We start from the raw sequence: 24,129 nt of genomic DNA on the forward strand, positions 1-24,129 counted from the left end.
CCATTTTCCTTTCAAGAGTATGATCTCGAACATGATGCCCAATTCAAATGACGACCTCCAACAGGTGCGTGCACGCATCGCCGCGACGGCCGCCCGCATGATCGCCCAGGACGGGGCGGACTATTCCACGGCAAAGACGAAGGCGGCACGCCAGGTGCTCGGCGTGGACCGTCCCTCACCGAATTATTTGCCGGACAATCTGCAAGTCGAGGACGAAGTCCGCCGCTACCAGGCCCTGTTCCAGGGACCCGCCCAGGCCGCGCGCGTAAAGCACATGCGCGGCGCGGCGCTCGACGTGATGGAGATGCTGGCCGAATTCCGCCCTTATCTCACCGGTGCCGTATTGAATGGCACGGCGGGCGAACATGACGACATCCACCTGCAATTGTTTGCCGATAGCGCCAAGGATGTCGAAATCTGGCTCCTGAACCGCAACGTCAATATCGACATTTCGGAGACGCCCCATTTCAAGGGCGGCCGCCACGATCCGGTGGAAACGGTCAGCTTCATGTGGCAAAAAGAGATGGTGCACGCGGAGCTGTACGAGATGAACGACCTGCGGGGCGCCCTGAAACCCCGCGCCGACGGCCGCCTGCACCGTGCCGATGCCGCGACCGTCCGCACCCTGATGTCCAACGACTCCCCCGAACGAGATGAATAAAAAGCATTTAACCGGTTATGTGATCCTGGCCGCCGCCTTCACCGTGCTCGGCGCCATCGCCGGCGTCAAGCAGGACGCCAAGGGCCCGCTGACGACGACCTACAAGCCGACGGACGGCCGGCCGCACACGGCGGTCACGAATTTGTATGCATCCTCGCTGAACGACCTCGCCGGCAAGCCGCAGCCGCTGGGCCAGTGGAAAGGCAAGCCGCTGCTCGTGAACTTCTGGGCCTCGTGGTGCGCGCCGTGCGTGTCGGAGATGCCGGAATTGTCCCAGCTGGCGGCCCAGGACGGCGGCAAGCATTTCAATGTGATCGGCATCGGCATCGATTCCCCCTCGAACCTCGTCGAGTTTGCCCGCAAAATCAAGATTTCCTACCCATTGTACGTAGGCGGCATGGGCGGCACCGACCTGGCGCGCGATCTCGGCAATGCCCAGGGCGGATTGCCATTTACCGTGCTGATCGGCGCAGATGGGCAAGTCCGCAAGACTTATCTGGGGCGTCTCAAGTTCGATCAAGTGCGCGCCGACCTGGCCAAGCTGTAGGCGGCGGGGCCCCGGCCCGCGAACGGTCGTGCACTTATTTTCCGACTTCTTTTTATCGCTTGCCAACACGTAACGTTGGCGGCAAAATGCCTGTCTTTCGGGCAAACAGACGGTTCTATATGGCGAAAAAGCTACTGCTGCTCAATGGCCCCAACCTGAATTTGCTGGGGACACGTGAGCCTGCGGTGTACGGCGCGACGACGCTGGCCGACATCGAGCGGGCCGCCACCGCCCAGGCACAAGCGGCCGGGGCGGAAATCGTCTGCTTCCAGAGCAACCATGAAGGAGCGCTGATCGACCGTATTCACGCGGCCCGCCAGGAAGGCGTCGACGCGATCGTCATCAATCCGGGCGGACTCACCCATACCAGCGTCGCGCTGCGCGATGCGCTGGCGGGGGTGGACATTCCGTTCGTGGAAGTACACATCTCTAATATTTACAAGCGCGAGGAGTTCCGGCACCACTCGTTTTTGTCGGCGATCGCGCAAGGCACGATCTGCGGGCTGGGAGCGGATGGATATCGCTTTGCCATCGACTTCGCGCTGAAACAGCGTTAATCTACGTCAACTTCACGCATTCCGCGCACAAGTGCGTACCACCCGACGCGCCATATGCTCTTAAACAAATAATTCCAAGGGGTTTCACATGGATCTAAGAAAACTCAAGACACTGATCGACCTCGTCGCCGAGTCGGACATCGCCGAACTCGAAGTGACCGAAGGCGAAAGCAAGGTCCGCATCGTCAAGTCCTCGGCAATCCCGCAGAATCAGATGGTCATGCTGCCGCAGCAAGGCGTCCAGCAATTCTCGGCACCGGCCATGCCGATGCCAGCCGCCGCCCCCGCCGCTGCCCCGGCCGCGCCGGCAGAGCCCACCGGCCACGTCGTCAAGTCGCCGATGGTCGGCACCTTCTACCGCTCCTCGGCGCCGGGCGCCCCGGCGTTCGTCGAAGTCGGCGCGACCGTGAAGGAAGGCGACACGCTGTGCATCATCGAAGCGATGAAGCTCCTGAACGAAATCGATGCCGATGCCTCCGGCACCATCACCAAGATCCTGGTGGAAAACGGTCAGCCCGTCGAATTCGGCCAGCCGCTGTTCGTGATCGGCTAACGTCTCCCGGCGCGGTCGCTCGACCGCGCCCTCCCGGCATGCCGCCGGCACTCAAAGAAACACCGAACTTACCATGTTTGAAAAAATTCTTATCGCCAATCGTGGTGAAATCGCGTTGCGTATCCAGCGCGCCTGCCGCGAGATGGGCATCAAGACGGTCGTCGTGCACTCCGAGGCGGACAAGGACGCCAAGTACGTGAAGCTGGCCGACGAGTCCGTCTGCATCGGCCCGGCGCCCTCCGCGCAGAGCTACCTGAGCATGCCGGCGATCATCAGCGCGGCCGAAGTCACGGACGCCGAGGCGATCCACCCCGGCTACGGCTTCCTGTCGGAAAACGCCGACTTCGCCGAACGCGTCGAAAAATCGGGCTTCGTCTTCATCGGCCCCCGTCCGGAATCGATCCGCCTGATGGGCGACAAGGTCTCCGCCAAGCAGGCGATGATCCGCGCCGGCGTGCCCTGCGTGCCGGGTTCGGACGGCGCCCTGCCCGACGATCCGAAGGAAATCATCCAGACCGCGCGCCGCGTCGGCTACCCGGTCATCATCAAGGCCGCCGGCGGCGGCGGCGGCCGCGGCATGCGCGTCGTGCACACGGAAGCCGCGCTGCTGAACGCCGTCGCGATGACCAAGGCGGAAGCCGGCACCGCGTTCGGCAATCCGGAAGTCTATATGGAGAAATTCCTGGAAAATCCGCGCCACGTGGAAATCCAGGTCCTCGCCGACGAGCACAAGCAAGCCGTCTGGCTGGGCGAGCGCGACTGCTCCATGCAGCGCCGCCACCAGAAGGTCATCGAGGAAGCGCCGGCGCCGGGCATCCCGCGCAAGCTGATCGAGAAGATCGGCGACCGCTGCGCCGAAGCCTGCCGCAAGATCGGCTACCGCGGCGCCGGCACGTTCGAATTCCTGTACGAGAACGGCGAGTTCTACTTCATCGAGATGAACACCCGCGTGCAGGTCGAACACCCGGTCACGGAAATGATCACCGGCATCGACATCGTGCAGGAACAGATCCGCATCGCCTGCGGCGAAAAACTGCGCTTCCGCCAGCGCGACATCATGCTGTCGGGCCACGCGATCGAGTGCCGCATCAACGCGGAAGACCCGTTCAAGTTCATCCCGTCGCCAGGCCGCATCACCGGCTGGCATCCGCCGGGAGGCCCCGGCATCCGCGTCGATTCGCACGCGTACGCCGGCTATTACGTCCCGCCGAACTACGATTCGATGGTCGGCAAGGTGATTGCCTACGGCGCCACGCGCGACCAGGCGATCCGCCGCATGCAGATCGCGTTGTCGGAAATGGTCGTCGAGGGTATCCTGACCAACATCCCGCTGCACCGCGAACTGATGGTCGACGCCCGCTTCATCGAGGGCGGCACCAACATCCATTACCTGGAGCAGAAGCTGGCCCACAAGCCGGACCTGCCGAAGGATGGCGCGATCGGCGCCAAATCCGAGGCCGCAGACGCAAAGGCTGATCAATGAGTTGGACTGAAGTCATCATCGAGATCGCACGCGAGCACGCCGAGGGGCTGTCCGACGCCCTGATGGACGCGGGCGCGCTGTCGGTCTCGGTGGAAGATGCGGACGAAGGCACGGACGCGGAAAAGCCCCTGTTCGGCGAACCGGGCATGGTGCCCAAGGAAGCCGCGTGGGACCACAGCCGCGTCGTCGCGCTGACGGACGAGGATGCCGACCAGGCCGCGATCGTGGCCGAGGCAGCCGCCGCCATCGGCCTCGCGCAGGCGCCGGCCTTCGCCACCCGCCCCGTGGCCGACGCCGACTGGGTGCGCCTGACGCAATCGCAATTCGAGCCGATCCACATCGGCAAGAACATCTGGGTCGTGCCGAGCTGGCACGAAGCCCCGGATCCCGACGCGCTGATCCTCGAAGTCGACCCCGGCCTCGCGTTCGGCACGGGCAGCCATCCGACCACGCGCCTGTGCATGGAGTGGCTGGAAGCGCACCCCGCTCCGGGCAAGTCCGTGCTGGACTACGGCTGCGGCTCCGGCATCCTGGCAATGGTCGCCAAGAAGCTCGGTGCGGCCAACGTCACCGGCGTCGACATCGACGAGCAGGCGATCGAATCGGCGAAGCTGAACGCGGAGCGCAACCGCTGCGAGATCGACTTCTTTGTGCCGGACGACTTCGTCGCGTCGAAGCACGGTAGCGAACGTTTCGACATCGTCGTCGCGAACATCCTGTCGAGCCCATTGAAGCTGATGGCGCCCATGCTCTCGGGCCGCGTGGCCGACGGCGGTTTCCTGATCCTGTCGGGCGTGCTGGCGCGCCAGGCCGAGGAAGTGGCCGCGGCCTACGCGCCGTTCATCAAGCTGGACGTCTGGGCCGAGCTGGACGGCTGGGTCGCCCTGCACGGGCAGCTCGGTCGCGATAGCAGCAAATAAGGCATGGCGCTCGCCACCCAGTGCCCGCATTGCCACACCACGTTCCGCGTTGCCGCGGACCAGCTCAAGCTCCGCGGCGGCATCGTCCGCTGCGGTGCCTGCCAGCGCATCTTTGACGGCAACGCCCACCTGATCGACCTGGACAAGCCGGCCGCGCCGGCCCGGGACGACGACGCGCTGCCCGTCTACACGCTCGACCTCGGTCATACGTTCGATCCACTCGGCATCCTGCCGAAGGTGGCGGACGAAACGCCGCCGCCCGCACCCGTCGACATCCCGCCCGCCGCACCCGCCCACGTCCCCACACCGCGCGCGCACGTGTGGCGCACGGGCGGCCCGCGCGCGTCCGACGCCGAGGAAACGGAACCGGCGGCCCCGGACGAGGCGCCCGTCCCCGCCGACGAGCCGCCCGCCGCGCAGCCGGACGTTGCGGCTGAAGATGTCGTCCCTGCCGATATCGCGGCCGGGCACGCCGAGCCGCACCCGGAACCGGCCGTCGAGACCGCGCCGGAGGCGCCTGCCGAAGCCGCTCCCGAACCCGCCGGCGAGACGCCCGCGGACGCCGTCGCGCCCCCGCCGCCCGCCAGCGCCTACGCGCCCGCCGGCCGCGTCGAACCGAGCTTCGGCCTGCCGGTCGACGAGGAGATCGTCGCCCAGCCGCTGCCCGACTACGAACCGGAGCCGGAACCGGAACCTGCGCCGGAGCCGGAGCCGGAGCGTGAGCCGGAAGCGACGCCGCCCGCGCCGATGCCGGAGCCGCCGCAGCCGCCGGAGCCGTCCGTGCCGGCCGCCCCCGCACCCGCCGCCGACAATCCGCCCGCGTTTCTCCCCTTGCGCGCGTCGGCCGGCAGCGAACCGTCCACGCCGGCGCCCACGATGATCCCGCCCGTGAAGCCGGCGCGCAGCAAGGCCGCCCGGGCATCCGAGGCGCGCGCGCGCCGCTCCAAGCTGACGCCGACGAAGATCGAGCCGCCCAGGCTGCGCCTGGCGGCCGACGGCGACACCGACGAGCCGGAATTCGTCAAGCGCAGCCGCCGCCAGGAGCGCATGGGCCGCACGCGGCGCCTGCTGATGGCGGCGGGCAGCCTCGTGCTGCTGCTCGCGCTCGCGGCCCAGGTGGTCCTGAATTTCCGCAACGTGCTGGCGGCGCAGCATCCGGCCATGAAGCCGGCGCTGGCCGCCGCCTGCGCCGTGCTGGGCTGCCGCGTCGAGTTGCCGGCGCTGGCCGAGAACCTCGTCATCGAGACGGGCGAGCTGACCTCGCTGGGCCCGGGCACCTACGCGCTCAATACGCTGCTGCGCAACCAGGGTAATCTCGTGCAGGCCTGGCCCAGCATCGAGCTCGAGCTGACCGACGCCAACGACAAGCCGGTGCTGCGCCGGGTCCTGGCGCCGGCCGACTATCTGCCGCACGGCACGCCGGCGGCAAGCGGTTTCGGTCCGCACTCGGAACAGCCGGTCGCGCTGCATTTCACGCTGGCCGGCCTGCAGCCGTCCGGCTATCACACTTTCGTTTTCTATCCTTGAGGCTTCCCATGACCAAGACCGCGCTGATCTGCGGCTCGATCGCCTTCGACAAGATCATGCAATACCACGGCCGCTTCGGCGAAACCCTGCTGGCCGACCAGCTGCACCGCGTGAACGTCTCGTTCCTCGTGCCCACGCTGCGCACGGAATACGGCGGCTGCGCCGTCAACATCGCCTACAACCTCAAGCTGCTGGGCGGCGAGCCGCTGATCATGGGTACCATCGGCCAGGACGGCGGCGAATACCTCGACCGCATGGAGCAGCAAGGCCTCGCCACGAACGCGGTCCGCACGATCGCCCATGCGTACACGGCCCAGTGCTTCGTCACGGCCGACCTGGACAACAACCAGATCAACGCCTTCCACCCTGGCGCGATGCAGTTCTCGCACGAGAACAGCCTGGCCGACTACCTGCCGCTGCGCGTCGCGATCATCGCGCCGGACGGCCGCGACGGCATGATCAAGCACGCGCGCGACTGCGCCGAGCGCGGCGTGCCGTTCATCTTCGATCCGGGCCAGCAGCTGCCGATGTTCAGCGGCGACGAACTGCTGACCTTCATCGACCAGGCCAGCTACCTGGCCTGCAACGACTACGAATTCGAGATGGTGATGGACCGCACCGGCCTGGCCCTGCAGGACGTCGCGGCGCGCCTGGACGCGCTGATCGTCACCCGCGGCGAGCAAGGCTCCGACATCTATGCCGGCGGCGAGCACCACAAGATCCCGGCCGTGCCCGCGGCCAGCGTGGTCGATCCGACGGGGTGCGGCGACGCCTATCGCGCCGGCCTGCTGCACGGCATCGCCAACAATCTCGACTGGCCCACGACGGGCCGCCTGGCCAGCCTGCTGGGCGCCATCAAGATCGCCCACCAGGGCGGCCAGAACCACAGCTTCACGCAGCAAGAGATCGCGGACCGCTTCGAGGCGGCCTTCGGCTACCGCTTCTGATCCGACGCACCGACAACAAGGCGCGCCAGCCCTCGCGGGCCGGCGCGCTTTGTTTTTGCGGCCCGCCGCGCGCGAGTGTTGCAATTATTTCCCGAAGGCAAATTATCTTGCATTATCGCACCACCGTGCGATAGCATCCAGATGCCTGTCGTACTTGCGCGCGGGCGGCTCTCCCGAATGTTGCCACGTGATGAAGACGACCGTGTTCCGGCGCTGGATCTGCGCCTTCACCCTGCTGTGCGCGGGAACGCCGTGCCTGGCGGTGGCGCCGTCGCCCGACAGCCAGTTCGTCGTCCGGCTGGCGGAAGATGGCGCGACCGTGGGCGCCGTCAACACGGTGTTCCAGGACCACGAGGGCTATATATGGCTGGGCGGCACCGACGGCCTGGCGCGCTTCGACGGCTATGCCTTCGAAGTCTTCCACAACCAGCCGGCCGACGACGGCACCATCAGCAGCAACGCGGTGTGGGCCATCGCGGAGGACGGCCGGGGCGACCTGTGGGTGGCCACCGATGGGGGCCTGAACCGGTTCGACCGTGCCCGCAAGCGCTTTTCCCGCTTCCAGCACATCGACGGCCAGCGCCGCAGCCTGGTGAACAACACCGTGCGCGCCCTCGCGCGCGACCGTGCCGGCACGCTCTGGATCGGCACCTACGGCGGTCTCGCGCGGCTCGACCCCGACCGGACCGGCTTCACGACCTACCGCAACGGCGCGCTCAACGCCGACCAGGTCAAGGCCTTGCTGGTGGACCAGCAGGGCACGATCTGGATCGGGACCGATGGCGCCGGCCTCGTCCGGTTCGATCCCGCCAGCCATGCATTCAAAAATTTCCAGGCGAGCGCCGCGCCGGACGCCCTGAGCCACAACGTCGTGACGAGCCTGACCGAAGACCCCGTGCACGGCCGCTTGTGGCTGGGCACCGCGGGCGGCGGCGTCGACGCCTTCGACTCGCATACCGGCAAATTCACGCGCCATGTGCACGACGAGCAGCGGCCCGGCAGCATCGTCGACAACTACGTCGCCACCGTCATGCGGGACCGCGACGGCGCCCTGTGGATAGGTACGGCGGTCGGCGTGGACGTGCTGCAGCCGGGCGCCGACACCTTCGTCCACCTGAAGGCCAACGAGGCCGAGCGGCGCGCGCTCCCGAGCGGCAATGCGCGCAGCATCTTCCAGGACAATAACGGCGACGTCTGGGTCGGCACATTCCCGAGCGGGATCAGCTTCTTGAACACGGGTACGCTCGCGTTTCACTCCTTCGGCAAGCACGAAGGCGGCCTGAGCCAGGGCTCCGTGCTGTCGCTGCACGAAGACAGCGCCGGCAACCTGTGGTTCGGCACGGATGGCGGCGGCCTCGACAAGCTCGACGCGCACAGCGGCCGCATGACCACCTATCGGCACGACCCGCACCGGCCCGGCAGCCTGAGCGCCGACGCCATCCTGTCGATCGCCGAGGATCGCCAGGGCACGCTGTGGCTCGGCACCTGGGAAGGCGGCCTGGACCGGTTCGATCCGCGCAGCGGCAAGGCGGGCGCCTATTTCGTCGACTACCGTTACCCGACCACCATCAGCAACAACAACACCTGGCGCGTGTTCGACGACAGCGCCGACCGGCTGTGGATCGGCACCGTCGGCGGCGGCCTCGACCGCTACGAGCGCGACAAGGACACCTTCACCCGCTTCCTGCCGCAGCCGGGAAAGGACGCTGGCACGGGCATCGGCTCGTCGCTGGTGTGGGCCATCAACGAGGACCGCCAGGGCCGGCTGTGGCTCGGCACCGGCGACGGCCTGGACCGCCTGGACCCCGCCAGCGGCCGCTTCACCCACTACCGGCACCGCGCCGGCGACGTGCACAGCATTTCCGCCGACAACGTGCTGGCGGTCTACCCGGCGCCCGACGGCATCCTCTGGCTCGGCACGCGCGGCGGCGGGCTCGACCGTTTCGATCCGGCCACCGGCCAGGCCCGGCGTTACGGCCGGCAGGACGGCTTGCCCAGCGACGCGGTGGTGTCGATCGTGGGCGACGCCGAAGGCCGCCTGTGGCTGGGCACGCTCAACGGCCTGGCGGAATTCGACCCGGCCAGCGCACAGGTGCGCACCTTCACGCGCGACGACGGCGTGCAGGGCAACCAGTTCAACATCGGCGCCGCGCTCAAGCTGCGCTCGGGCGAATTGGCGTTCGGCGGCACCCAGGGCTATACCCGCTTCGCCCCGGACGGCGTGACGAGCAACCGCTACGCGCCGCCGGTCGTGCTGCGCGACTTCCAGATCTTTAACAAGCCGGTCGCGGTCGGCGCCCCGGACTCGCCGCTGCAACAGGCGATCGAACAGACGCGCGACATCACGCTCGACTACCACCAGTCGATGTTCACGATCGAATATGCCGCGCTCGGCTACCGCAACCCGGCGAAGAACCGGTACGCCTACCGCCTGGCGGGCTTCGACCGCGACTGGAACGAGGTGGGCGGCCGGCGCTCGGCCACCTACACGAACCTCGATGCCGGCGACTACACCTTCATGGTCAAGGCCAGCAACGACGCCGGCGTGTGGAACGAGCATCCGACGCTGCTGCGCATCCACGTGCTGCCGCCGCCGTGGCAAACCTGGTGGGCCTGGACGCTGTACGGCCTGCTGGCCCTGGGCGCGGCGGCCGGCTTCGTGCGCTCGCAACGCCGCAAGGTGCAGCGCCAACTCGAGATCAACAGCATGCTCGAGCACAAGGTGCAGGAGCGCACGCAAGAACTGGCCGAAAAGAATGCCGACCTGGAAAGCCTCAACCGCAAGCTGGAAGACATCAGCCTGTCGGACCCGCTCACCGGCCTGAACAATCGGCGCTACCTGTCCAAGTGCATCGGGGCCGACAGCGCGATGGCGATGCGCGCCTACCAGCGCCGCAGCGACGACGAGTCGGCGCTCGGGCCCGGCGAGCAAGACCTGCTGTTCTTCATCATGGACGTGGACCACTTCAAGGCGGTCAACGACACTTATGGCCACGCCAATGGCGACGCCGTGCTGGTGCAGATGGCCGCCATCCTGCGCCAGGCCTGCCGCGAGGGCGACATGGTGCTGCGCTGGGGCGGCGAAGAATTCCTCGTGGTGAGCCGCTTCGCCGACCGCGCGCAGGCGCCCGAGATCGCCGAGCGTTTCCGGTCCGCCGTGGCAAGCCACCCGTTCGCGCTGGACCAGGGCCGCACGCTGCACAAGACTTGCTCGATCGGCTTCGCGTGCTTCCCGTTCGATCCGGGCGAACCGACACGGTTCAGCGTCGAGCAGGTGATCGACATCGCCGACCGCTGCCTGTACCAGGTCAAACGGCTGCAGCGCAATGGCTGGATGGGCCTCTATCTCGCCGCGGGTGCCGAGCTGGGCTTCGAGGATTTGGTCGCCCGTCCGCAGCGCGCGCTGGATGCCGGCAAGGCGGTCATGAAGACGTCGATCGGCGGCGCGCCCGTCTGGGAAGACGCGGCGCCGCACTGAGCGCTGGGCGGGCTCAGATGTAGAACATCTGGCGCAGCAGGAATTGCGCGATCTGGATGAGGATCAGCGCCACCAGCACCGTCAGATCGAGGCCGCCGACGGGTGGGATCACGCGGCGCAGTGGCCGCAGCAGCGGGTCGTTGAGCGCCTGGACGAACGGCGCCAGCGGCGCGTGCGGGTTGACCCAGCTGAAGATCACTTCGATGATCAACAGGCCCATGAGACCGTACAGGATCCAGTCGAGCAGGCGGAACAACGCGATCAGCACGACGGCCTGGCCGCTCGTCCCGGCCAGCATCAGGATCGACGTGGCCGCCAGCACGACGAGGAAGGCGCCGAGCAGGCTGGCCCAATCGTAGCCGCCCATGCCCGGCACGACGCGGCGCAGCGGACGCACGAGCCAATCGGACAACGTGAACGTAAATTGCGCGACGGAAGCCGGCGGACGCACGCGGGTCACCTGCATCCAGAAACGCAGCAGCAAGACGCCACCCAGCACACCTGCCGCGGTATCGACGATCAATTTAAGAATGGGCAGCACAAGGACTCCTTGAAAAAAAAACCGCTGTGTGAAAGCTCACACAGCGGTATTTTGCCTGAACCAGGCAGGAATGGCTTACGGACGGCTGCTCGTCGGGAACGGCCATGCTGCCGGAGCGATCACCGACTTGGCGGCAGGCGCCGGAGCGGCTGCCTGGGCGGCGCTGTCCTTGCCGTCGGTCTTGGCTTCCGGCTTCGCTTCGGCCTTGGTTTCGGCCTTCGCTTCAGCCTTCGGCTCGGCCTTGGCTTCCGGCTTGGCTTCGGCCTTCGCTGCGGTCTTCTTGGCGGCCGGCTTGGCGGCGGCTTTCTTCACGGCCGGCTTGGCTTCGGCGCTTTTGGCGGCGGGAGCGGCGGCCTTGGCAGCGGTCTTGGTCGCGGCAGGCTTGGCGGCAGCCGGCTTGGCGGCGGCCTTGGTCGCAGCGGCTTTCGGCGCGGCCGGCTTGGTCGCGGCAGGCTTGGCGGCGGTCTTGGTCGCGGCAGCTTTGGTCACGGCCGGCTTGGCAGCGGTCTTGCCTGCGGCGGCCTTCTTCGCAGCCGGCTTGGCGGCGGCGGTCGACTTGGCGGCGGTCTTGCCTGCAGCAGCTTTCTTCGCAGCCGGTTTGGCGGCGGCGGCCGGCTTGGCAGCGGTCTTGCCTGCAGCAGCTTTCTTCGCAGCCGGTTTGGCGGCGGCGGTCGACTTGGCTGCAGTCTTCTTGGCTGCCGGTTTGGCGGCGGCGGTCGACTTGGCCGCAGTCTTCTTGGCTGCCGGTTTGGCGGCGGTGGCCGACTTGGCTGCAGTCTTCTTGGCTGCCGGTTTGGCGGCGGCGGTCGACTTGGCAGCAGTCTTCTTGGCTGCCGGTTTGGCGGCGGCGGTCGACTTGGCTGCAGTTTTCTTGGCTGCCGGCTTGGCGGCGGCGGCCGACTTGGCTGCAGTCTTCTTGGCTGCCGGTTTGGCGGCGGCGGTCGACTTGGCTGCAGTCTTCTTGGCTGCCGGCTTGGCGGCGGTGGCCGACTTGGCTGCAGTCTTCTTGGCTGCCGGTTTGGCGGCGGCGGTCGACTTGGCGGCAGTCTTCTTGGCTGCCGGCTTGGCGGCGGTGGCCGACTTGGCTGCAGTCTTCTTGGCTGCCGGTTTGGCGGCGGTCGACTTGGCGGCGGTCTTGGTTGCGGCCGACTTGGTGGCTGCGGTCTTGGTTGCTGCGGCTTTCTTTGCTGCCGGTTTGGCGGCGGCCTTGGTTGCGGCGGCTTTGGTTGCCGGTGCTTTAGTTGCAGCGGCTTTTTTCGCTGCCGGTTTGGCGGCGGCTTTTGCGGCTTTAGCGGCTACTGCCTTGGTTGCCGGTTTTTCTGCTGCTGCCTTTGCGGCCGGTTTGGTGGCGGCTTTTGCAGCCGACTTTGCTGCTGGTTTTTTCGCGGCGGTTGCCATTTTCTGTTCTCCTTCTCTGCGATGAGAAATTACGCTACATGGTTTGAACCCGTCCAACCCGGTCTGCTTGGTCGGGCGAATTATTCATCGGCGCAAACGCTATGTTTGCGTCAATGAATCCGGCACAGCCGAACTGCCGCGGCGATTCGATAAAACCCGTAAAACTTCCGGGCATTCATTCCCGATTTGCGCTATACTGTGTTTTCATACAGTAGATGCAATCGGGACTGCTCGACCTCCGCCGCACTCCAGCTATCGTCGTCGCCGACGACCGAAACGACTAAAGTCCGATGGCTCAGTGCGCTGTCCACATCGCAGCCCGTAGGGTCCGCGAAAAGAAAAAGCCGCCATGCCCGACATTTATCAGGCAATGCGGCTTGTTCTTTTCGCTAAGCTTACGTGCATACTGAATGAATCAGCGTCCCATTTTTGATCGGTTTGTTTCCCGTTCGACGTTCCGAAAATCGGCGTCTTCACGTTTTGACAAATTCAATCACGTAAAGTACACGAAAACCTTGTCAGTGCGCAACCCGCACACAGTATTTTTCATGTCTTTTATAGGGCGAACCAGCGATTGCATCAACCGAAACGATCGCTGCGATAACGTTTGATTCCTTCCTCGTTCTGCTCGGTCTCCAAAAACAAGCGCGCAAATCGATGCGCATTACTTACTTCCATTTCTCATAACCCCTTTATTTAAAGGCGTTATGCGAAATTACTCCTCCGCCGCGCCGATGCGCAGCAAGTCCATCTTGCACAGCCACGCGAGTCCGCGCAGCAAAGTCGGCCGGTCGCACGGTCCGAGCGCGTCGAGCAGCTCGTCGACCTGCATGGGACGCGATCCGATCGCCCCGAAGATCTGTCCGAACTCTTCCAGCGTCGGCAGCGACGCGTGCGCGAAGCGGTTGATCGCGAGTTCGCGGTACTGGCGCAACAGCGCGAGCGACGCGTCGGGCGCGAGTTCGACCATCGCCGTCGGCGTGATCCGCATCGACGGGTACGAGGCGAACAACTCGAACGGATCGAGCCGGTCCGGCACGGCCGCCGGCAGCGCCGGTCCCAGTTGCGCATCGGCGCGGCGCCGTTCGTCGAGCTCGCGCCACAACGCGCGGTAACGCTCGAACACGACGGCCCAGCCGAATTCCGCGCGCACACGCTGGCGCCCGTTCTCGCCCAGCTCGCGCCGCAGCCCCGCGTCGCCGGCGAGGCGCGCACACGCCTGCGCGAGCGCCGCGCCGTCCAGCGCGACCGCCTGGCTCGTATGACCGCAGTACGCGTCGTAGCTATCGGCACCATCGTCGTAACGCTGCGCGAGATCAAGGCCGGCGCCCGCATCGGGCATCACGGTCGGGATGCGATAGCCGTCCACGCCGTCGCGCACGGTGTCGCGGTAACCGTTCCAGTCGCTGACGATGCACGGCAACACGGTATCGCGGCGGGCGCCTTCGATGTCGAAGTCGGCCGCGTGCACGCCGAGCGGGATCAGGGGCAGCTGCGGCAGCTCGAAGCGCTGGGCGCCGAGGTACTCGGCCTGGCGCTCCAGCACGCGGCGCACGCTGTCGCGCACGACGCGCGACGTGCAGATCACGGCATCCCAGCTGCGCGCGGGCGCCACGAGCGGGTGCGCGAGGCTCGTCATCACCGCGTGGCTGGCCGTCGTGTGCGTGATGCCGCACAGGCTGTAGCGGCGCGCGCCGGCGGCCTGGCGTCCCATCAGGCGCGGACCGGCCGTGGAGTAGCCGTCGGGGGCGTAGTGGAATGCGAAGCGGTCCGTCATGCGGCCTCCTCGTCCACGGGCCGGACGTCGGGCAGCGGCTGGAGCAGGTCGAGGTAGACCGGCAAGGCCACCGTTTCGAAATCGTAGCGCGCAAGCACCGTCGCGCGGCCGGCCAGGCCGACGGGCGCGATCTCGTGACGCCGCGCGATGAGGTCGAGCGCGCGGTCGGCCAGCGCCGCCACGTCGAAGAACGGCGTGAGAAAGCCGTTCTCGCCGTCGCGGATCACTTCCCGCACCGGCGCGGTATCCGACCCCAGCACCGGCACGCCGACGGCCATCGCTTCCAGCATCGACCAGGACAGCACGAACGGATACGTCAGGTACACATGCAGGCTCGCGACCTGCAGCGCGCTGCGGTAGACGGCATATGGCACCTTGCCGAGGAAGTGCACGCGCGACCAGTCGACGGTCTCGCCGCGCCCATCCAGCTCGGCCGTGAGCGCCGCGCGGTAGCTCGCGTGGCCTTGCGGCGGACGGCGGCCGTAGCTGACGCCGTCGCCGCCGATGACGACGACCTGCAACGCCGGATTCCCGGCCAGCAGGCGCGGCAAGCTGCGCATGAAGACGTGGAAGCCGCGGTAAGGTTCGAGGTTGCGCGCGACGAACGTCAGCACGGGCTCTCCGCGCGTGAGCACGGCGCCGCCTGGGAGGGCGAGCCGCGCGTGCGGGTCGGGGCCGAGCTGCTGTGCGTCGATGCCTTCGTGGACCTCGCGAATCTTGCCGCGCAGCTCGGGCGGATGCACGCCGCGCTGCCAGGCCGTGGGCGCGACGCCGTCGTCCGCCGCCAGCAGCGACTGCATCAGCACGGAGTTCTTGATGCGGATGCGCAGGCGGTCGTCGAGGCTTACCGGATATTCGGGATCGAAGCCGACGTCCACCCCGTTCGCGGCCCACCAGAACTCGCAGAACACGACGAGGCGCGCGTGCGGAAACACGTCCTTGACGAACAGGGCCTCGCCCCAGCCCGGGTGGCAGGCGACGACGTCGGGCACGAAGCCCTCCTGCTGCAAGGCGACGCAAACGCGCGCGACGGCCTGGCCGCGGCGCACGCACCCTTCGAAATGGCGCAGATAGTGATGGGTCTTCTCGCCCGGGCCGTCCGGCCTGGCATAGCCGATCGCGCGCAGCTTGGGCCCCGCCGGCTCCCGCCGCACCGCAGTCTCTTCGCCGATCGCGACGACTTCATAGTCGGGCCGCGTCTGCAGATACCGCATCAGCCGGCGGAACTGGCCCGGCAGATTCTGGTGAATGAAGAGGACTCGGATCATGACGTTCGGTTCGCGTGACGACGACGACAAGTTGGAATTGAACGCATGATAGCCTCAGACTTCACCGAATGGCGCGACGCACGTGCAAAATCGTGACGAATGCGTGCGTTGGACCACGCAAGACAGCATCAACGTGTCGTCGAAGGTACGAATGAATGGTCCGCGCGCGCGGTCTAGCGGTCGGCGATCGCGATCGCCGACCAGTGCACATCGACCACGGGCGTGCGTGTGGCGCGGTCGCGGCGGTAGCTGTGAAAGGTCCAGCGGCCACCGGCGCGCGCGTGGCACATCGTGCACTCGCCTCTGCCCGCCACGGCCTCCATGCCGGCGCGATCGAGCTGGCGGCGCACGATGGCGGGCAGGTCGAGCCGGCGCGGACGCGGTGCGACGAAGTCGGGCGCGAGGTCCCAGCGCTCGACGAATGCATCGATCACGTCCTGGCCCACTTCGTAGCAGCACGCGTGCGCGGCCGGGCCGGTCGCCGCGATCCAGTCGCCGGGATCGCCGCCGCGCGCGCGCACGAGGTCCGCGAACGCGTCGACGATGCCGGCCAGCGCGCCGCGCCATCCCGCGTGCAGCGCCGCCACTTCGCGCCCGTCGCGCCGCGCCAGCAGCACCGGCACGCAGTCGGCGGTGGCGATCGCCAGCAGCAGTCCGGGACGGTCCGTGAACATGCCGTCCGCCTCGCCGCAATCCTCGTTCTCCCGGGTCACGACGGCGATGCGGGTGCCGTGGCGTTCGTGCTGGACGGGACGGCGCGGCCAGTAGCCGGGCAGCAGCGCGGCCATGTCGTCGTGTCGCGTGCCGAAGCCGTGCACGATGGCAGGATGGTCGAGGAGCGGGCTGGTGAGCATGGCGGACTGCGGAGGTCGAGGTGTCGAAGTGGCGGCAGCATAGCATGGCGTCGTGCCACGGACGCCTCGCCATGCCTGAGGCCATCGTGCTTCCCCTGCTCAATCCGCGCCCGCGCGTCGTCATCGACGACTTCATGCTGGAAGCGGAAGCCCTGGTCGGCCATGCGGCGAACAACCGCGCGCATTTCCGGGACGCGGCCGACCTGAAACTCCGCGAACAAGCGGCGATGGCGAGGCCGGGCGTGCGGCCGACCTTCGCGATCGCGTCGAATCTCCACTTCAAGAAGGTGCTGACGATCGAGCCGCGCTACGACCTGGCGATTTCGACAGGGGTGAGGTATTCCACTCGGGGCACTTCCACGCCCCCGAACGGATGGTGAACGCCCCGCTCACGGAGCGCCTGACGGCGAATGCGTTCTTCCGGCTGCGGATGCCGGCTGGCCGAGAGGACGCAACCGGAAGCTGTCGAGGATGTCGTCCCACAGCTTCATCGCCTCTTTATCAGTGAGGCTCGTTGGCTGCTGGTTCCCCTTGCCGTCGTGGTAGCCGGTCGTCAGTTCGATCTTGATGGCGGGCGTGTCCAGCGTACCGTCGCCCTGCGTCTCCCACACGAAGGCGTGACCGCGCATGCCATTGCTGCCGGGTGCGGAGGCCAGGTGTTCCTGGCCCGGGTACTATCCGACCTGCCGGTCGCCTTTGCGCAGCACGCGGACCGACGTGACGAGGTTGCCGAGGAACTGCACCATGCCGCCCATCCGTTCTAATAGAGGCCTGTCGTGCTTGTGACTGGCGAGCGGATGGATCCAGACCGATATGAATGCGTCGGGGTGACCGGCGATGTCAATGTCCAGGCTGGCCTCTTCGTTTTCCCACTCGGGATTGGCGATGAAGCCGCCTGCGAAGCAGTAGCCAGGTTCGGTGGGAATATCGGTGTCGGCGCGTGGGCGTAGGCGGGACAGGGCGTCACGCATTCGATTCACGCCGAATTCCTGTTCGCTCCTCCCAACATCATCTTCGAGTACAAACGTGCTCCCGTTGATCCAACGGTAACCAGAAATGCTGATCAGGGCCGTACTCACATCTACTTTCCATGATGCGACAATCCTCGTGGATTTCCCCGGGTGAACAGACTGAAGCAACATGCTTCGCTTGGTCTTCTTGTTAACAGCAGATCCGAGCGTCGATTCAAACCCGTCCACTTCCGCTTCAAACTCTTCCCGGGTCATGGCTTTGACCGGTTCGATACGGATGAAGTCGTATTTGTAGCCGCCGCCACTAAGTGTTGACCCCGCAGGCACGTCGATCAGGAAGCGTCCCATGCAAAAGGTGGATGTGGCCGAAGACGGCGCAGCTTTGGCATTACGCGAAGCATTGTTGGACAAGGCCGTGCAGGCGGCGAGGCCCGAGCAGACAGCTACCGCGAGAGCGGAAGAGAGCGATCTATAAAACGTCATGATGCCGGTGGTGACGTAGTCGGATGAGACGAGGTCGGGTTATTGCCCGCTGAAATTACCTGTCGTGGCAATGAGCGACGCGCCACACGTCGTTTTATGCCCCTCATAGGCGACCGCGACGCCGTCGATGACGTGATGCGGATCGCCTTCGGCAATCGTGCAGATGGTGTGACCCGATATCGGGCAGCTGCACACATCCCCAACGCGGGCGACCGGAATGCCGTCGACCGTAAAATGATGGGCGCTTACGCTCACGACCTTGCCGCCGTGCGACGTGGGATCGCCAAGACGAATCACGTTGCGCATCGCTTTACCCTTTGTCGTGGCTCGACGGCGCGTAAGCGGGCGCCTCATCGTAATCGACCAGTTTCCACACCGTCGCCGTACGATAAGACGGCCGCGCACCCTTGAGCTTTTGCCACAAGGACGATTCGCCAAGCGTGGTTACCTGCGGCATCGTCTCTCCGGCCCGAAAATACTGACGCGCACCGCCTTCGATCTCGCCGGCTTCGCTGGCTTGCCACCAACCCGTCTGCGGACATGCACGTCCGGTTGCGGCAAGTTCGCCGAGCGGCAGGCGCGGCGAAGGCTCAAGGATGACCTCGCCCGTCTTTATAGAGTCTCCGGTAGGACGCAAGCGGAAGCTGTTAAGGATGTCATCCCATAGTTTCATGGCCTCTTTATCCGTCAGACTGGTTTTTTGCGGATTGCCTTTGTCATCCTGATGACCCGTCGTCAATTCGATTTTGATAGCAGGGGTTTCTAAGGTACCTTCGCCCTGCGTTTCCCAGACAAAAGCGTGCCCCCGCATGCCTCCACTGTTGGGAGCTGAGGCTAAATGCTCCTGTCCTTTGTATGAACCAACTTGCCGATCGCCTTGGCGCAATACGTGCACTGACGTGGCGAGATTGCCTAAGATTTGAGTGATTCCTCCCATGCGCTCGAGCAGCGGCTTGTCATGCTTGTAGCTGGCAAGCGGATAGATCCAGACCGATACAAATGCATCAGGATGACCAGCAATGTCGATATCGAGGCTGATCTCTTCGTTGCGCCAGCGGGGGTTAGCGATAAAGCCGCCTACAAAGCAATAGCCGGGCTCCGTAGGAATATCGTTATCAGCACGAGAGCGCAATCGTGTGATAGCGTCCTGCACCCGACTCATACCTGGCTCCAATTTATCGTCATCGACATCTCTTTGAAATAGAAAACGATTGCCACCATCCCAACGATACCCGAAAATAGTGATCTCTGCTGTGCTGAAATTAGTTTTCCATGCCGCCAATAACTTGGTGTTTTTATCTAGCCGAACAGACTTCAACAACATGCTCTTCTTGGTATATTTATGCTCCGCCAGCTTAAGATCAGATTCAATCTTTTCCACTTCTTTTTCAAAATCGTCGAAGGATGCGGGCTTGCTTGGCTCTAGTTTAATAAAGTCGTATTTGTAATTACCCCCACTAAGCTTTGATCCAGCTGGAAGATCGATTAGAAATCTACCCATGCAAAAGGTGGTCTTTTTTTCAACATTCTCCATGTAGGCGTTTTGATTCTTCATAGTAGATTTTTCAAGATTATTGGACGCAGCCATGGAAAAATTGAATGTTCCACATAATATCGCCGCGAGGGCAAAAGACAACAAAAATGGAAATTTCATTGCTTGGATAAGCTCTGTTGCAACCAGCTGGAGTCCGCCACGATCTTAACGATCGAGTACAACGTTACCGATTGTGCAACTTTTGCTTTATATGAGTTTTGATGATCGTAACTCTCATGTCCTTTTGCCTTACCCTCATGACGGAAGATCTGAACAGCATGCGGCGTGGGAGCGAAGCCAGATTCGGCAGGCACGGTGCCATCGCCTGGGCCTTTCGCCTTTTCAAGTTCAAACTGATATTTGTCGTTTTCTTTGAAAGCTAGAGATACGGTACCATTGAAATCATCATCTGCAAGTTGGGCATTTTTAAGATCGCCATTGACTGCGGCCTTGCTTTTCCAATGCACCTCATTCCAGGCTAATTTTTCACAATCTGCGGCGTAATAGGCATAGGTATGCGAGTGATATTTCTCTTCAATTAAATCATGGAGCTCGCGTGCAGCTATCATGTTTGTTTTAAATTTTTTAAAATCTGAATTAAGGTCGTCGTCCCCCACTAGGTCTCCTCCCTTTCGCCTGGCCTCTTCCCTCTCCCTTTTACCCGCCGGATCGATCAAGTCTTCCTTTATCAACTTCCACCAGCTGTCGCTATTATTGAAATAAATATCCGCATAAGGATCACCGTCCCCCAGCAACGTCTCAACCTCTTCCCGCACACCCTGCATGTTCGTCTTGATGTAACTTGCACGCAGCCAGTGCCGCGTTCCTTTATCGGATTGCGTTTTATATTGAGCAGTGGGCAACAGCTCCAGCGGCCCCGGCGCATTGGCCATGACCGCCGTGCATTCCGCCGCGTTCCGGCCTAATAGAATTTGTTCGACATTTTCGAAACCGGCGCGGATACGCTTATAAGTTGCCGGGGCGCCAATCGCGGGCATCACGCCGTGCACGATGCCTAGGATGCGGTCCGCCATACCGGGCATTTGAGCGCACGCCCGCGCGACGAGACCGCCCATGCTGTGCGTGACGATGATGACTTTTTCGCAGGTCTTCCCTTTGCTCCGGTAATGGGCTGTGATGCGCTCGATCTCCTGCGTGAGCCTTTCTCCGGATTCTTTATTACTTCGCAGCCAGTTGTATCCGACGCCGTGCACCGGATACAGCACGTCAGCGGCATCACGCAAATGCTCTTCTTCCAATGGTGTAAACGGTTTTTGCGCGCCCAGCTTGGCGGCGTCCTGACGCTCCATCACCAGCGATTTCCAGGTTGGCGTGAGTTCCTTGCCCTGACTGGCCGGGTCGAATACGAGTGCCAGGCTCCGCTCGAGCAAAGTAAGAATCTCGGCATAGCTCTTGCCATACAGTTGTCCCCAGCCCCGCCATTTGGCGCGCTCAGCATCGGTGGCGCCCGGGGCAATCGCCAGCAGGGCTTTGCTGGACTCATCGGGGTAAGCCGGGCCGTTATCGTCCACTTCGGTATTGTTCGGATCGAGCACCTTTTGCCGGTCGGCGGCGGACTTGGTGAGATACCTGAGCACCAGGACAAGGCCATCCCAATTACTCTCCGGCGGGCACCATGCCAAGCCTTTCGGTTGATTTTTAATCTTGAGACGCGTCCCCATAATGCCCGGCACGAACAAAATGGGCACGACGAGGTCCGGCGTCGTCAAGCACAACGCCCGGACTTTCAGATTGGTGCCAGTCAGGACAGACTGCGCCGTATCGTTCCCTTGTTCATCCCAGCCGGTGCCGACCAGGCGGGTGGCGGTATCGGATTCACTCATGCTTTACTCTTTCGTTACGCTTTCAAAAGGGTCAGGCGCGCGATCTTGAGCGCCATGTCCTGCGTCAGTTGGGTATGGCCGTGCTGGTCGGTGACGCCTTCGATGGTGCGACCGTCGTCCAGTTCGATCCGATAGCGCTGGTTGGCGTGCGGACGGCCGCTGCCGCGGCGGGCGAGCACGAATTTTTCGTCCGTTTTCAACGTGCTGGCGGGAAGCTCCACACCCGGCGGCGTACCACCGCCCGGCCCCACGTGCGCGAACGTCGACGACTTGATGGTATGTGCGCCACTGCTCTGCTGCGTGATGGCGCCGCCGCCGATATCGACCTGCGCGCCCTGCGCCACGAAACGCACCTTCGGCGCCTGCAGCACGATTTCGTCGGCGGCGGTCAGGACGATGCGCTTGGCCGACGTGATCTCGATGTCGTCGCCATGGGTCTGCAATTCCAGCTTGCCGCTGGCGGCGATGAGCTTGATCCCCAGACGATGCGCGAACAGGCTGATACTTTCCGACACACGCGCCAGCAGGCGCTTGCCGACGGAGAGCTGGGTATTGCCGACGCTGACCACGTCGACGTGCGTTTGCGCGCCGAGCGCGATATTGTTCTGGCTCGCCAGCGCCATGCCCGCCGGCGCGGACAGCGCCACGACGGGCTGGCCGCCTCCGGCCGCGGCGCCGGGCGCCGTGTTGGTGCCGGCTTCCCACTGCGTCAAGTGACCGAGCAATTCCCTGAGTGCCTGGTCGTCCGTGTCGTCCGCATGATGCGTCGTCGACAGTTCGGACAGTTGCTGCTGGACGCCCCGCAGCACGTCCAACAGCCCGACCAGTTCGGCACGGTCCAGTTGCTTGCCGCCGGCAGTCGTCCGCGCATCGGCACTGATCAGGACGCCTTTCGCGCCGCGCACCGCAACGGCGTGGTCGCTGCGCAATTCTGCGCCCTCGCCGCGCGCCTCGCCCCGGCCTTCGCTGCGGGGATGCGTAAGCCAGCCCAGGTTCAGTTCGCTATGACCATGTTCGGACGACAGTTGCGCGTTGATTTCTCCCGGCGTGTCGTCCAACCGCAGTTGGTTGTAGCGGGTGCCCTGCACTTCCTTGCTCTTGATGCCGGCAAGGTATTTATTACCGGGCAGCGCACCGGTATGGCTGAACGCCGGCGGCGGCGCCGTGCCGCCGTACACCTGCGCGACGATGATCGGCTTGTCCGGGTCGCCGCCCAGGAAGTCGACGATGACTTCGTCGCCGACGCGGGGCAACGTAATGGTGCCCCATTGATTGCTGGCCCATGTGCTGGCGACACGGACCCAGGCGGAGTCCCGGTCGCTGTCGCTGGCGCCGGCGTCCTGGGCGTGGCCGTGGTCTTCCGGCCGGGTGCCGGGAAAACGCACCTTGACCCGGCCGTGCTCGTCGCAATGCACTTCTTCGCCCGCCGGCCCGACGACGCGCGCGCTTTGCAGCCGTGGCCGCGGCAAATCGGTCCGGGGATCGAATGCCGGCACGATCGGGATGCCGCGGCGCACGCACGAAAAACGGTTCGTGTAGCGCATGCCGCGCTCCTCGCTCGCTTGCCGCAGCGCGCTGCCGGCCGGCCCGTCTTCCCAGCGGTTCAGCGAGAACAGGCGCCGCACCTGGTCGTCGACGGTCTTCGGCAGATTGTTTTCCGCGTCGACGTCGAGGCGCGTGACGATGAATTCCCGTTCATGGTCGGGATGCGTGTCGATCTCCGGATGATCGGCCAGGGCCATCCATTCCCCGACGCACAACGCACGCACGCTGCCTTCGCCATAAAAGCACTTCGATTCGTATTCGTGGCGCTTCATGCGCAGTTCGCCGAGCCTGCGGTAATCGTCCCCGTCCTCGCCGGCATGCGGCATATCGATCAGATAATCGTCGAGACCGACCGCGAACTGGTTGCCCATCGTCCCCTGGTCGATACCGGACGACGTCGTGCTCGTCATCGGACGGGCCTGCAGATAATCCCAACTCTGACGCGCAACCTGGCCGGGCTTGAGCGCGCGTACCGCGCTCCAGGCGATGACGGTGTCCGCTCGTTCGGTGCCGCCGTCCCGGTGATACCGCACCGTGCCGGCGGCATTCTGCGGCAGCGTGAACGCGTCGTCGAACAGCACGAGGGCATGGGCCGGCGTTTCTTGTGCATGCGACTGGCTGGCTTGTCCGGGCCGCACACACCAGGCAATGCCGCGCCGTTTCCACAATCGGCGCAAAAAGGCGGCATCCGATTCGTTGTGCTGCATCGTGAATTCGCGCGCGGCATACGTGCCGGTGACGTGCGACCAATCCACGTCGAACGCTTTCGCCAGCACGGGATTCGTCTGGCGCCACTCGTCCAGGATCACCCCGGTGATATCCAGTTCGTTCCGGTTGCGAAAGACCCGGGTATTGATGCGCTGTTCCATCAGTGCCAGTGCGTCGCGCACCACCAATTCATAGGTCGCCAGTCCGCCGTCGCTTTGGCCCGCCGCCGCCTGGGCCACGATGCCGCAGACGGCGCGCAGGTCGCCGCGATCCGTCACGAACTGGAGTTCGACCGGCAAGGCGATGAATTCCTTCAAAGGGAGATTCGCCTCGGTCGACACGCACAGCAGCCGATATTCCAGTCCGCCGCACACGGCCTCGCTGCCGGCGGCGCGTTTGACCAGCAAGACGTCGTCGAGCACGCGCCGCTCGTGCGACAGCCGCAGACGGATGGGGCGTTCCGCCTCGGATAATCCGGTAAATTCTGCGATCAGATCCGTGAGGTTCATTCAAACTTCCTAGCCGTACACGAT

Annotated in this window: 20 protein-coding genes and 1 pseudogene; 11 read left to right on the plus strand and 10 right to left on the minus strand. The window is 64.7% G+C overall.

What is annotated here, in order from left to right:
- Positions 1-31: 31 nt before the first annotated feature.
- The 9 genes from ISF28_RS03495 to ISF28_RS03535 all read left to right on the plus strand — a co-directional run bounded on the left by ISF28_RS03495 (position 32) and on the right by ISF28_RS03535 (position 10,673).
- Positions 32-661, plus strand: a complete 630-nt coding sequence (locus tag ISF28_RS03495) for a hypothetical protein (protein WP_198115772.1) — start codon at positions 32-34, stop codon at positions 659-661.
- Positions 654-1,208 carry a TlpA family protein disulfide reductase gene (locus ISF28_RS03500; protein ID WP_198115773.1) on the plus strand — a complete coding sequence of 185 codons (555 nt, stop codon included), beginning with the start codon at positions 654-656 and terminating at the stop codon, positions 1,206-1,208. Before ISF28_RS03495 ends, ISF28_RS03500 begins: the two co-directional genes overlap by 8 nt.
- 119 nt (positions 1,209-1,327) lie before the next feature.
- Positions 1,328-1,765 (plus strand): type II 3-dehydroquinate dehydratase, encoded by a 438-nt coding sequence (aroQ, locus tag ISF28_RS03505; protein ID WP_198115774.1) that lies wholly within the window; start codon positions 1,328-1,330, stop codon positions 1,763-1,765.
- A gap of 88 nt (positions 1,766-1,853) precedes the next feature.
- On the plus strand, positions 1,854-2,318 hold the full coding sequence (accB, locus tag ISF28_RS03510) for an acetyl-CoA carboxylase biotin carboxyl carrier protein (protein ID WP_198115775.1): 465 nt from the start codon (positions 1,854-1,856) through the stop codon (positions 2,316-2,318).
- A gap of 73 nt (positions 2,319-2,391) precedes the next feature.
- Positions 2,392-3,801 (plus strand): acetyl-CoA carboxylase biotin carboxylase subunit, encoded by a 1,410-nt coding sequence (accC, locus tag ISF28_RS03515; RefSeq protein ID WP_198115776.1) that lies wholly within the window; start codon positions 2,392-2,394, stop codon positions 3,799-3,801.
- A complete protein-coding gene (gene prmA / locus ISF28_RS03520) occupies positions 3,798-4,721 on the plus strand; it encodes a 50S ribosomal protein L11 methyltransferase (protein ID WP_198115777.1) in 924 nt (307 codons plus the stop codon). The genes accC and prmA overlap by 4 nt, the downstream gene beginning before the upstream one ends.
- A 3-nt stretch (positions 4,722-4,724) precedes the next feature.
- Complete coding sequence (locus ISF28_RS03525) at positions 4,725-6,248, plus strand: DUF3426 domain-containing protein (protein WP_198115778.1); 1,524 nt, start codon at positions 4,725-4,727, stop codon at positions 6,246-6,248.
- 8 nt (positions 6,249-6,256) lie between these two features.
- The gene (locus ISF28_RS03530) at positions 6,257-7,195 is read left to right on the plus strand and encodes a carbohydrate kinase family protein (RefSeq protein ID WP_198115779.1); all 939 of its coding nucleotides are present in this window, start codon (positions 6,257-6,259) and stop codon (positions 7,193-7,195) included.
- 190 nt (positions 7,196-7,385) lie between these two features.
- Positions 7,386-10,673, plus strand: coding sequence for a ligand-binding sensor domain-containing diguanylate cyclase (locus tag ISF28_RS03535; RefSeq protein ID WP_229518891.1), 3,288 nt, complete (start codon positions 7,386-7,388; stop codon positions 10,671-10,673).
- Between the two features lie 13 nt (positions 10,674-10,686).
- Here ISF28_RS03535 and ISF28_RS03540 read toward each other — a convergent pair whose 3' ends face one another.
- The 5 genes from ISF28_RS03540 to pgeF all read right to left on the minus strand — a co-directional run bounded on the left by ISF28_RS03540 (position 10,687) and on the right by pgeF (position 16,511).
- Positions 10,687-11,214 carry a YggT family protein gene (locus ISF28_RS03540; RefSeq protein WP_370663385.1) on the minus strand — a complete coding sequence of 176 codons (528 nt, stop codon included), beginning with the start codon at positions 11,212-11,214 and terminating at the stop codon, positions 10,687-10,689.
- A 75-nt stretch (positions 11,215-11,289) separates the two neighbouring features.
- Positions 11,290-12,612 carry a histone H1-like repetitive region-containing protein gene (locus ISF28_RS03545; protein ID WP_198115781.1) on the minus strand — a complete coding sequence of 441 codons (1,323 nt, stop codon included), beginning with the start codon at positions 12,610-12,612 and terminating at the stop codon, positions 11,290-11,292.
- Between the two features lie 715 nt (positions 12,613-13,327).
- Positions 13,328-14,389, minus strand: coding sequence for a glycosyltransferase (locus tag ISF28_RS03550; RefSeq protein WP_198115782.1), 1,062 nt, complete (start codon positions 14,387-14,389; stop codon positions 13,328-13,330).
- Positions 14,386-15,657 carry a glycosyltransferase family 4 protein gene (locus ISF28_RS03555; RefSeq protein WP_198115783.1) on the minus strand — a complete coding sequence of 424 codons (1,272 nt, stop codon included), beginning with the start codon at positions 15,655-15,657 and terminating at the stop codon, positions 14,386-14,388. Before ISF28_RS03555 ends, ISF28_RS03550 begins: the two co-directional genes overlap by 4 nt.
- Positions 15,658-15,830: 173 nt before the next feature.
- On the minus strand, positions 15,831-16,511 hold the full coding sequence (pgeF, locus tag ISF28_RS03560) for a peptidoglycan editing factor PgeF (RefSeq protein ID WP_198115784.1): 681 nt from the start codon (positions 16,509-16,511) through the stop codon (positions 15,831-15,833).
- A gap of 71 nt (positions 16,512-16,582) precedes the next feature.
- On the opposite strand from pgeF, the gene ISF28_RS03565 reads away from it, so the two are divergent.
- On the plus strand, positions 16,583-16,891 hold the full coding sequence (locus ISF28_RS03565) for a hypothetical protein (protein WP_198115785.1): 309 nt from the start codon (positions 16,583-16,585) through the stop codon (positions 16,889-16,891).
- A 9-nt stretch (positions 16,892-16,900) separates the two neighbouring features.
- Here ISF28_RS03565 and ISF28_RS03570 read toward each other — a convergent pair.
- A pseudogene (locus ISF28_RS03570) lies at positions 16,901-17,830 on the minus strand (T6SS immunity protein Tli4 family protein).
- Between ISF28_RS03570 and ISF28_RS30855 the strand changes: the two are divergent.
- Complete coding sequence (locus tag ISF28_RS30855; protein WP_267876940.1) at positions 17,829-17,957, plus strand: hypothetical protein; 129 nt, start codon at positions 17,829-17,831, stop codon at positions 17,955-17,957. The pseudogene ISF28_RS03570 and the gene ISF28_RS30855 overlap by 2 nt on opposite strands.
- A 47-nt stretch (positions 17,958-18,004) precedes the next feature.
- Here ISF28_RS30855 and ISF28_RS03575 read toward each other — a convergent pair whose 3' ends face one another.
- Genes ISF28_RS03575 through ISF28_RS03590 form a run of 4 tightly spaced genes read right to left on the minus strand, consistent with a single transcriptional unit; the run spans position 18,005 to position 24,105 of the window.
- Positions 18,005-18,271, minus strand: coding sequence for a PAAR domain-containing protein (locus ISF28_RS03575; RefSeq protein WP_198115786.1), 267 nt, complete (start codon positions 18,269-18,271; stop codon positions 18,005-18,007).
- A 4-nt stretch (positions 18,272-18,275) separates the two neighbouring features.
- Positions 18,276-19,619 (minus strand): T6SS immunity protein Tli4 family protein, encoded by a 1,344-nt coding sequence (locus ISF28_RS03580; protein ID WP_229518861.1) that lies wholly within the window; start codon positions 19,617-19,619, stop codon positions 18,276-18,278.
- Complete coding sequence (locus ISF28_RS03585) at positions 19,616-21,343, minus strand: esterase/lipase family protein (RefSeq protein ID WP_198115787.1); 1,728 nt, start codon at positions 21,341-21,343, stop codon at positions 19,616-19,618. The genes ISF28_RS03580 and ISF28_RS03585 overlap by 4 nt, the downstream gene beginning before the upstream one ends.
- Before the next feature lie 14 nt (positions 21,344-21,357).
- Positions 21,358-24,105 carry a type VI secretion system Vgr family protein gene (locus ISF28_RS03590; RefSeq protein ID WP_198115788.1) on the minus strand — a complete coding sequence of 916 codons (2,748 nt, stop codon included), beginning with the start codon at positions 24,103-24,105 and terminating at the stop codon, positions 21,358-21,360.
- Positions 24,106-24,129: the final 24 nt, after the last annotated feature.

The organism is Massilia rhizosphaerae (assembly GCF_016093545.1).
Lineage (GTDB): Bacteria > Pseudomonadota > Gammaproteobacteria > Burkholderiales > Burkholderiaceae_D > Telluria > Telluria rhizosphaerae.

Excerpts from the sequence above, each read along its gene's own strand:
- ISF28_RS03580 (WP_229518861.1), bottom strand. The coding sequence starts at position 19,619 with ATGAAATTTCCATTTTTGTTGTCTTTTGCCCTCGCGGCGATATTATGT.
- aroQ (WP_198115774.1), top strand. The coding sequence starts at position 1,328 with ATGGCGAAAAAGCTACTGCTGCTCAATGGCCCCAACCTGAATTTGCTG.
- ISF28_RS03530 (WP_198115779.1), top strand. The coding sequence starts at position 6,257 with ATGACCAAGACCGCGCTGATCTGCGGCTCGATCGCCTTCGACAAGATC.
- ISF28_RS03585 (WP_198115787.1), bottom strand. The coding sequence starts at position 21,343 with ATGAGTGAATCCGATACCGCCACCCGCCTGGTCGGCACCGGCTGGGAT.
- ISF28_RS03575 (WP_198115786.1), bottom strand. The coding sequence starts at position 18,271 with ATGCGCAACGTGATTCGTCTTGGCGATCCCACGTCGCACGGCGGCAAG.
- ISF28_RS03590 (WP_198115788.1), bottom strand. The coding sequence starts at position 24,105 with ATGAACCTCACGGATCTGATCGCAGAATTTACCGGATTATCCGAGGCG.
- prmA (WP_198115777.1), top strand. The coding sequence starts at position 3,798 with ATGAGTTGGACTGAAGTCATCATCGAGATCGCACGCGAGCACGCCGAG.
- ISF28_RS03550 (WP_198115782.1), bottom strand. The coding sequence starts at position 14,389 with ATGACGGACCGCTTCGCATTCCACTACGCCCCCGACGGCTACTCCACG.
- ISF28_RS03495 (WP_198115772.1), top strand. The coding sequence starts at position 32 with ATGATGCCCAATTCAAATGACGACCTCCAACAGGTGCGTGCACGCATC.
- ISF28_RS30855 (WP_267876940.1), top strand. The coding sequence starts at position 17,829 with ATGCAAAAGGTGGATGTGGCCGAAGACGGCGCAGCTTTGGCATTACGC.
- accB (WP_198115775.1), top strand. The coding sequence starts at position 1,854 with ATGGATCTAAGAAAACTCAAGACACTGATCGACCTCGTCGCCGAGTCG.
- ISF28_RS03535 (WP_229518891.1), top strand. The coding sequence starts at position 7,386 with ATGAAGACGACCGTGTTCCGGCGCTGGATCTGCGCCTTCACCCTGCTG.
- ISF28_RS03525 (WP_198115778.1), top strand. The coding sequence starts at position 4,725 with ATGGCGCTCGCCACCCAGTGCCCGCATTGCCACACCACGTTCCGCGTT.
- ISF28_RS03555 (WP_198115783.1), bottom strand. The coding sequence starts at position 15,657 with ATGATCCGAGTCCTCTTCATTCACCAGAATCTGCCGGGCCAGTTCCGC.
- ISF28_RS03565 (WP_198115785.1), top strand. The coding sequence starts at position 16,583 with ATGCCTGAGGCCATCGTGCTTCCCCTGCTCAATCCGCGCCCGCGCGTC.
- pgeF (WP_198115784.1), bottom strand. The coding sequence starts at position 16,511 with ATGCTCACCAGCCCGCTCCTCGACCATCCTGCCATCGTGCACGGCTTC.
- accC (WP_198115776.1), top strand. The coding sequence starts at position 2,392 with ATGTTTGAAAAAATTCTTATCGCCAATCGTGGTGAAATCGCGTTGCGT.
- ISF28_RS03545 (WP_198115781.1), bottom strand. The coding sequence starts at position 12,612 with ATGGCAACCGCCGCGAAAAAACCAGCAGCAAAGTCGGCTGCAAAAGCC.
- ISF28_RS03500 (WP_198115773.1), top strand. The coding sequence starts at position 654 with ATGAATAAAAAGCATTTAACCGGTTATGTGATCCTGGCCGCCGCCTTC.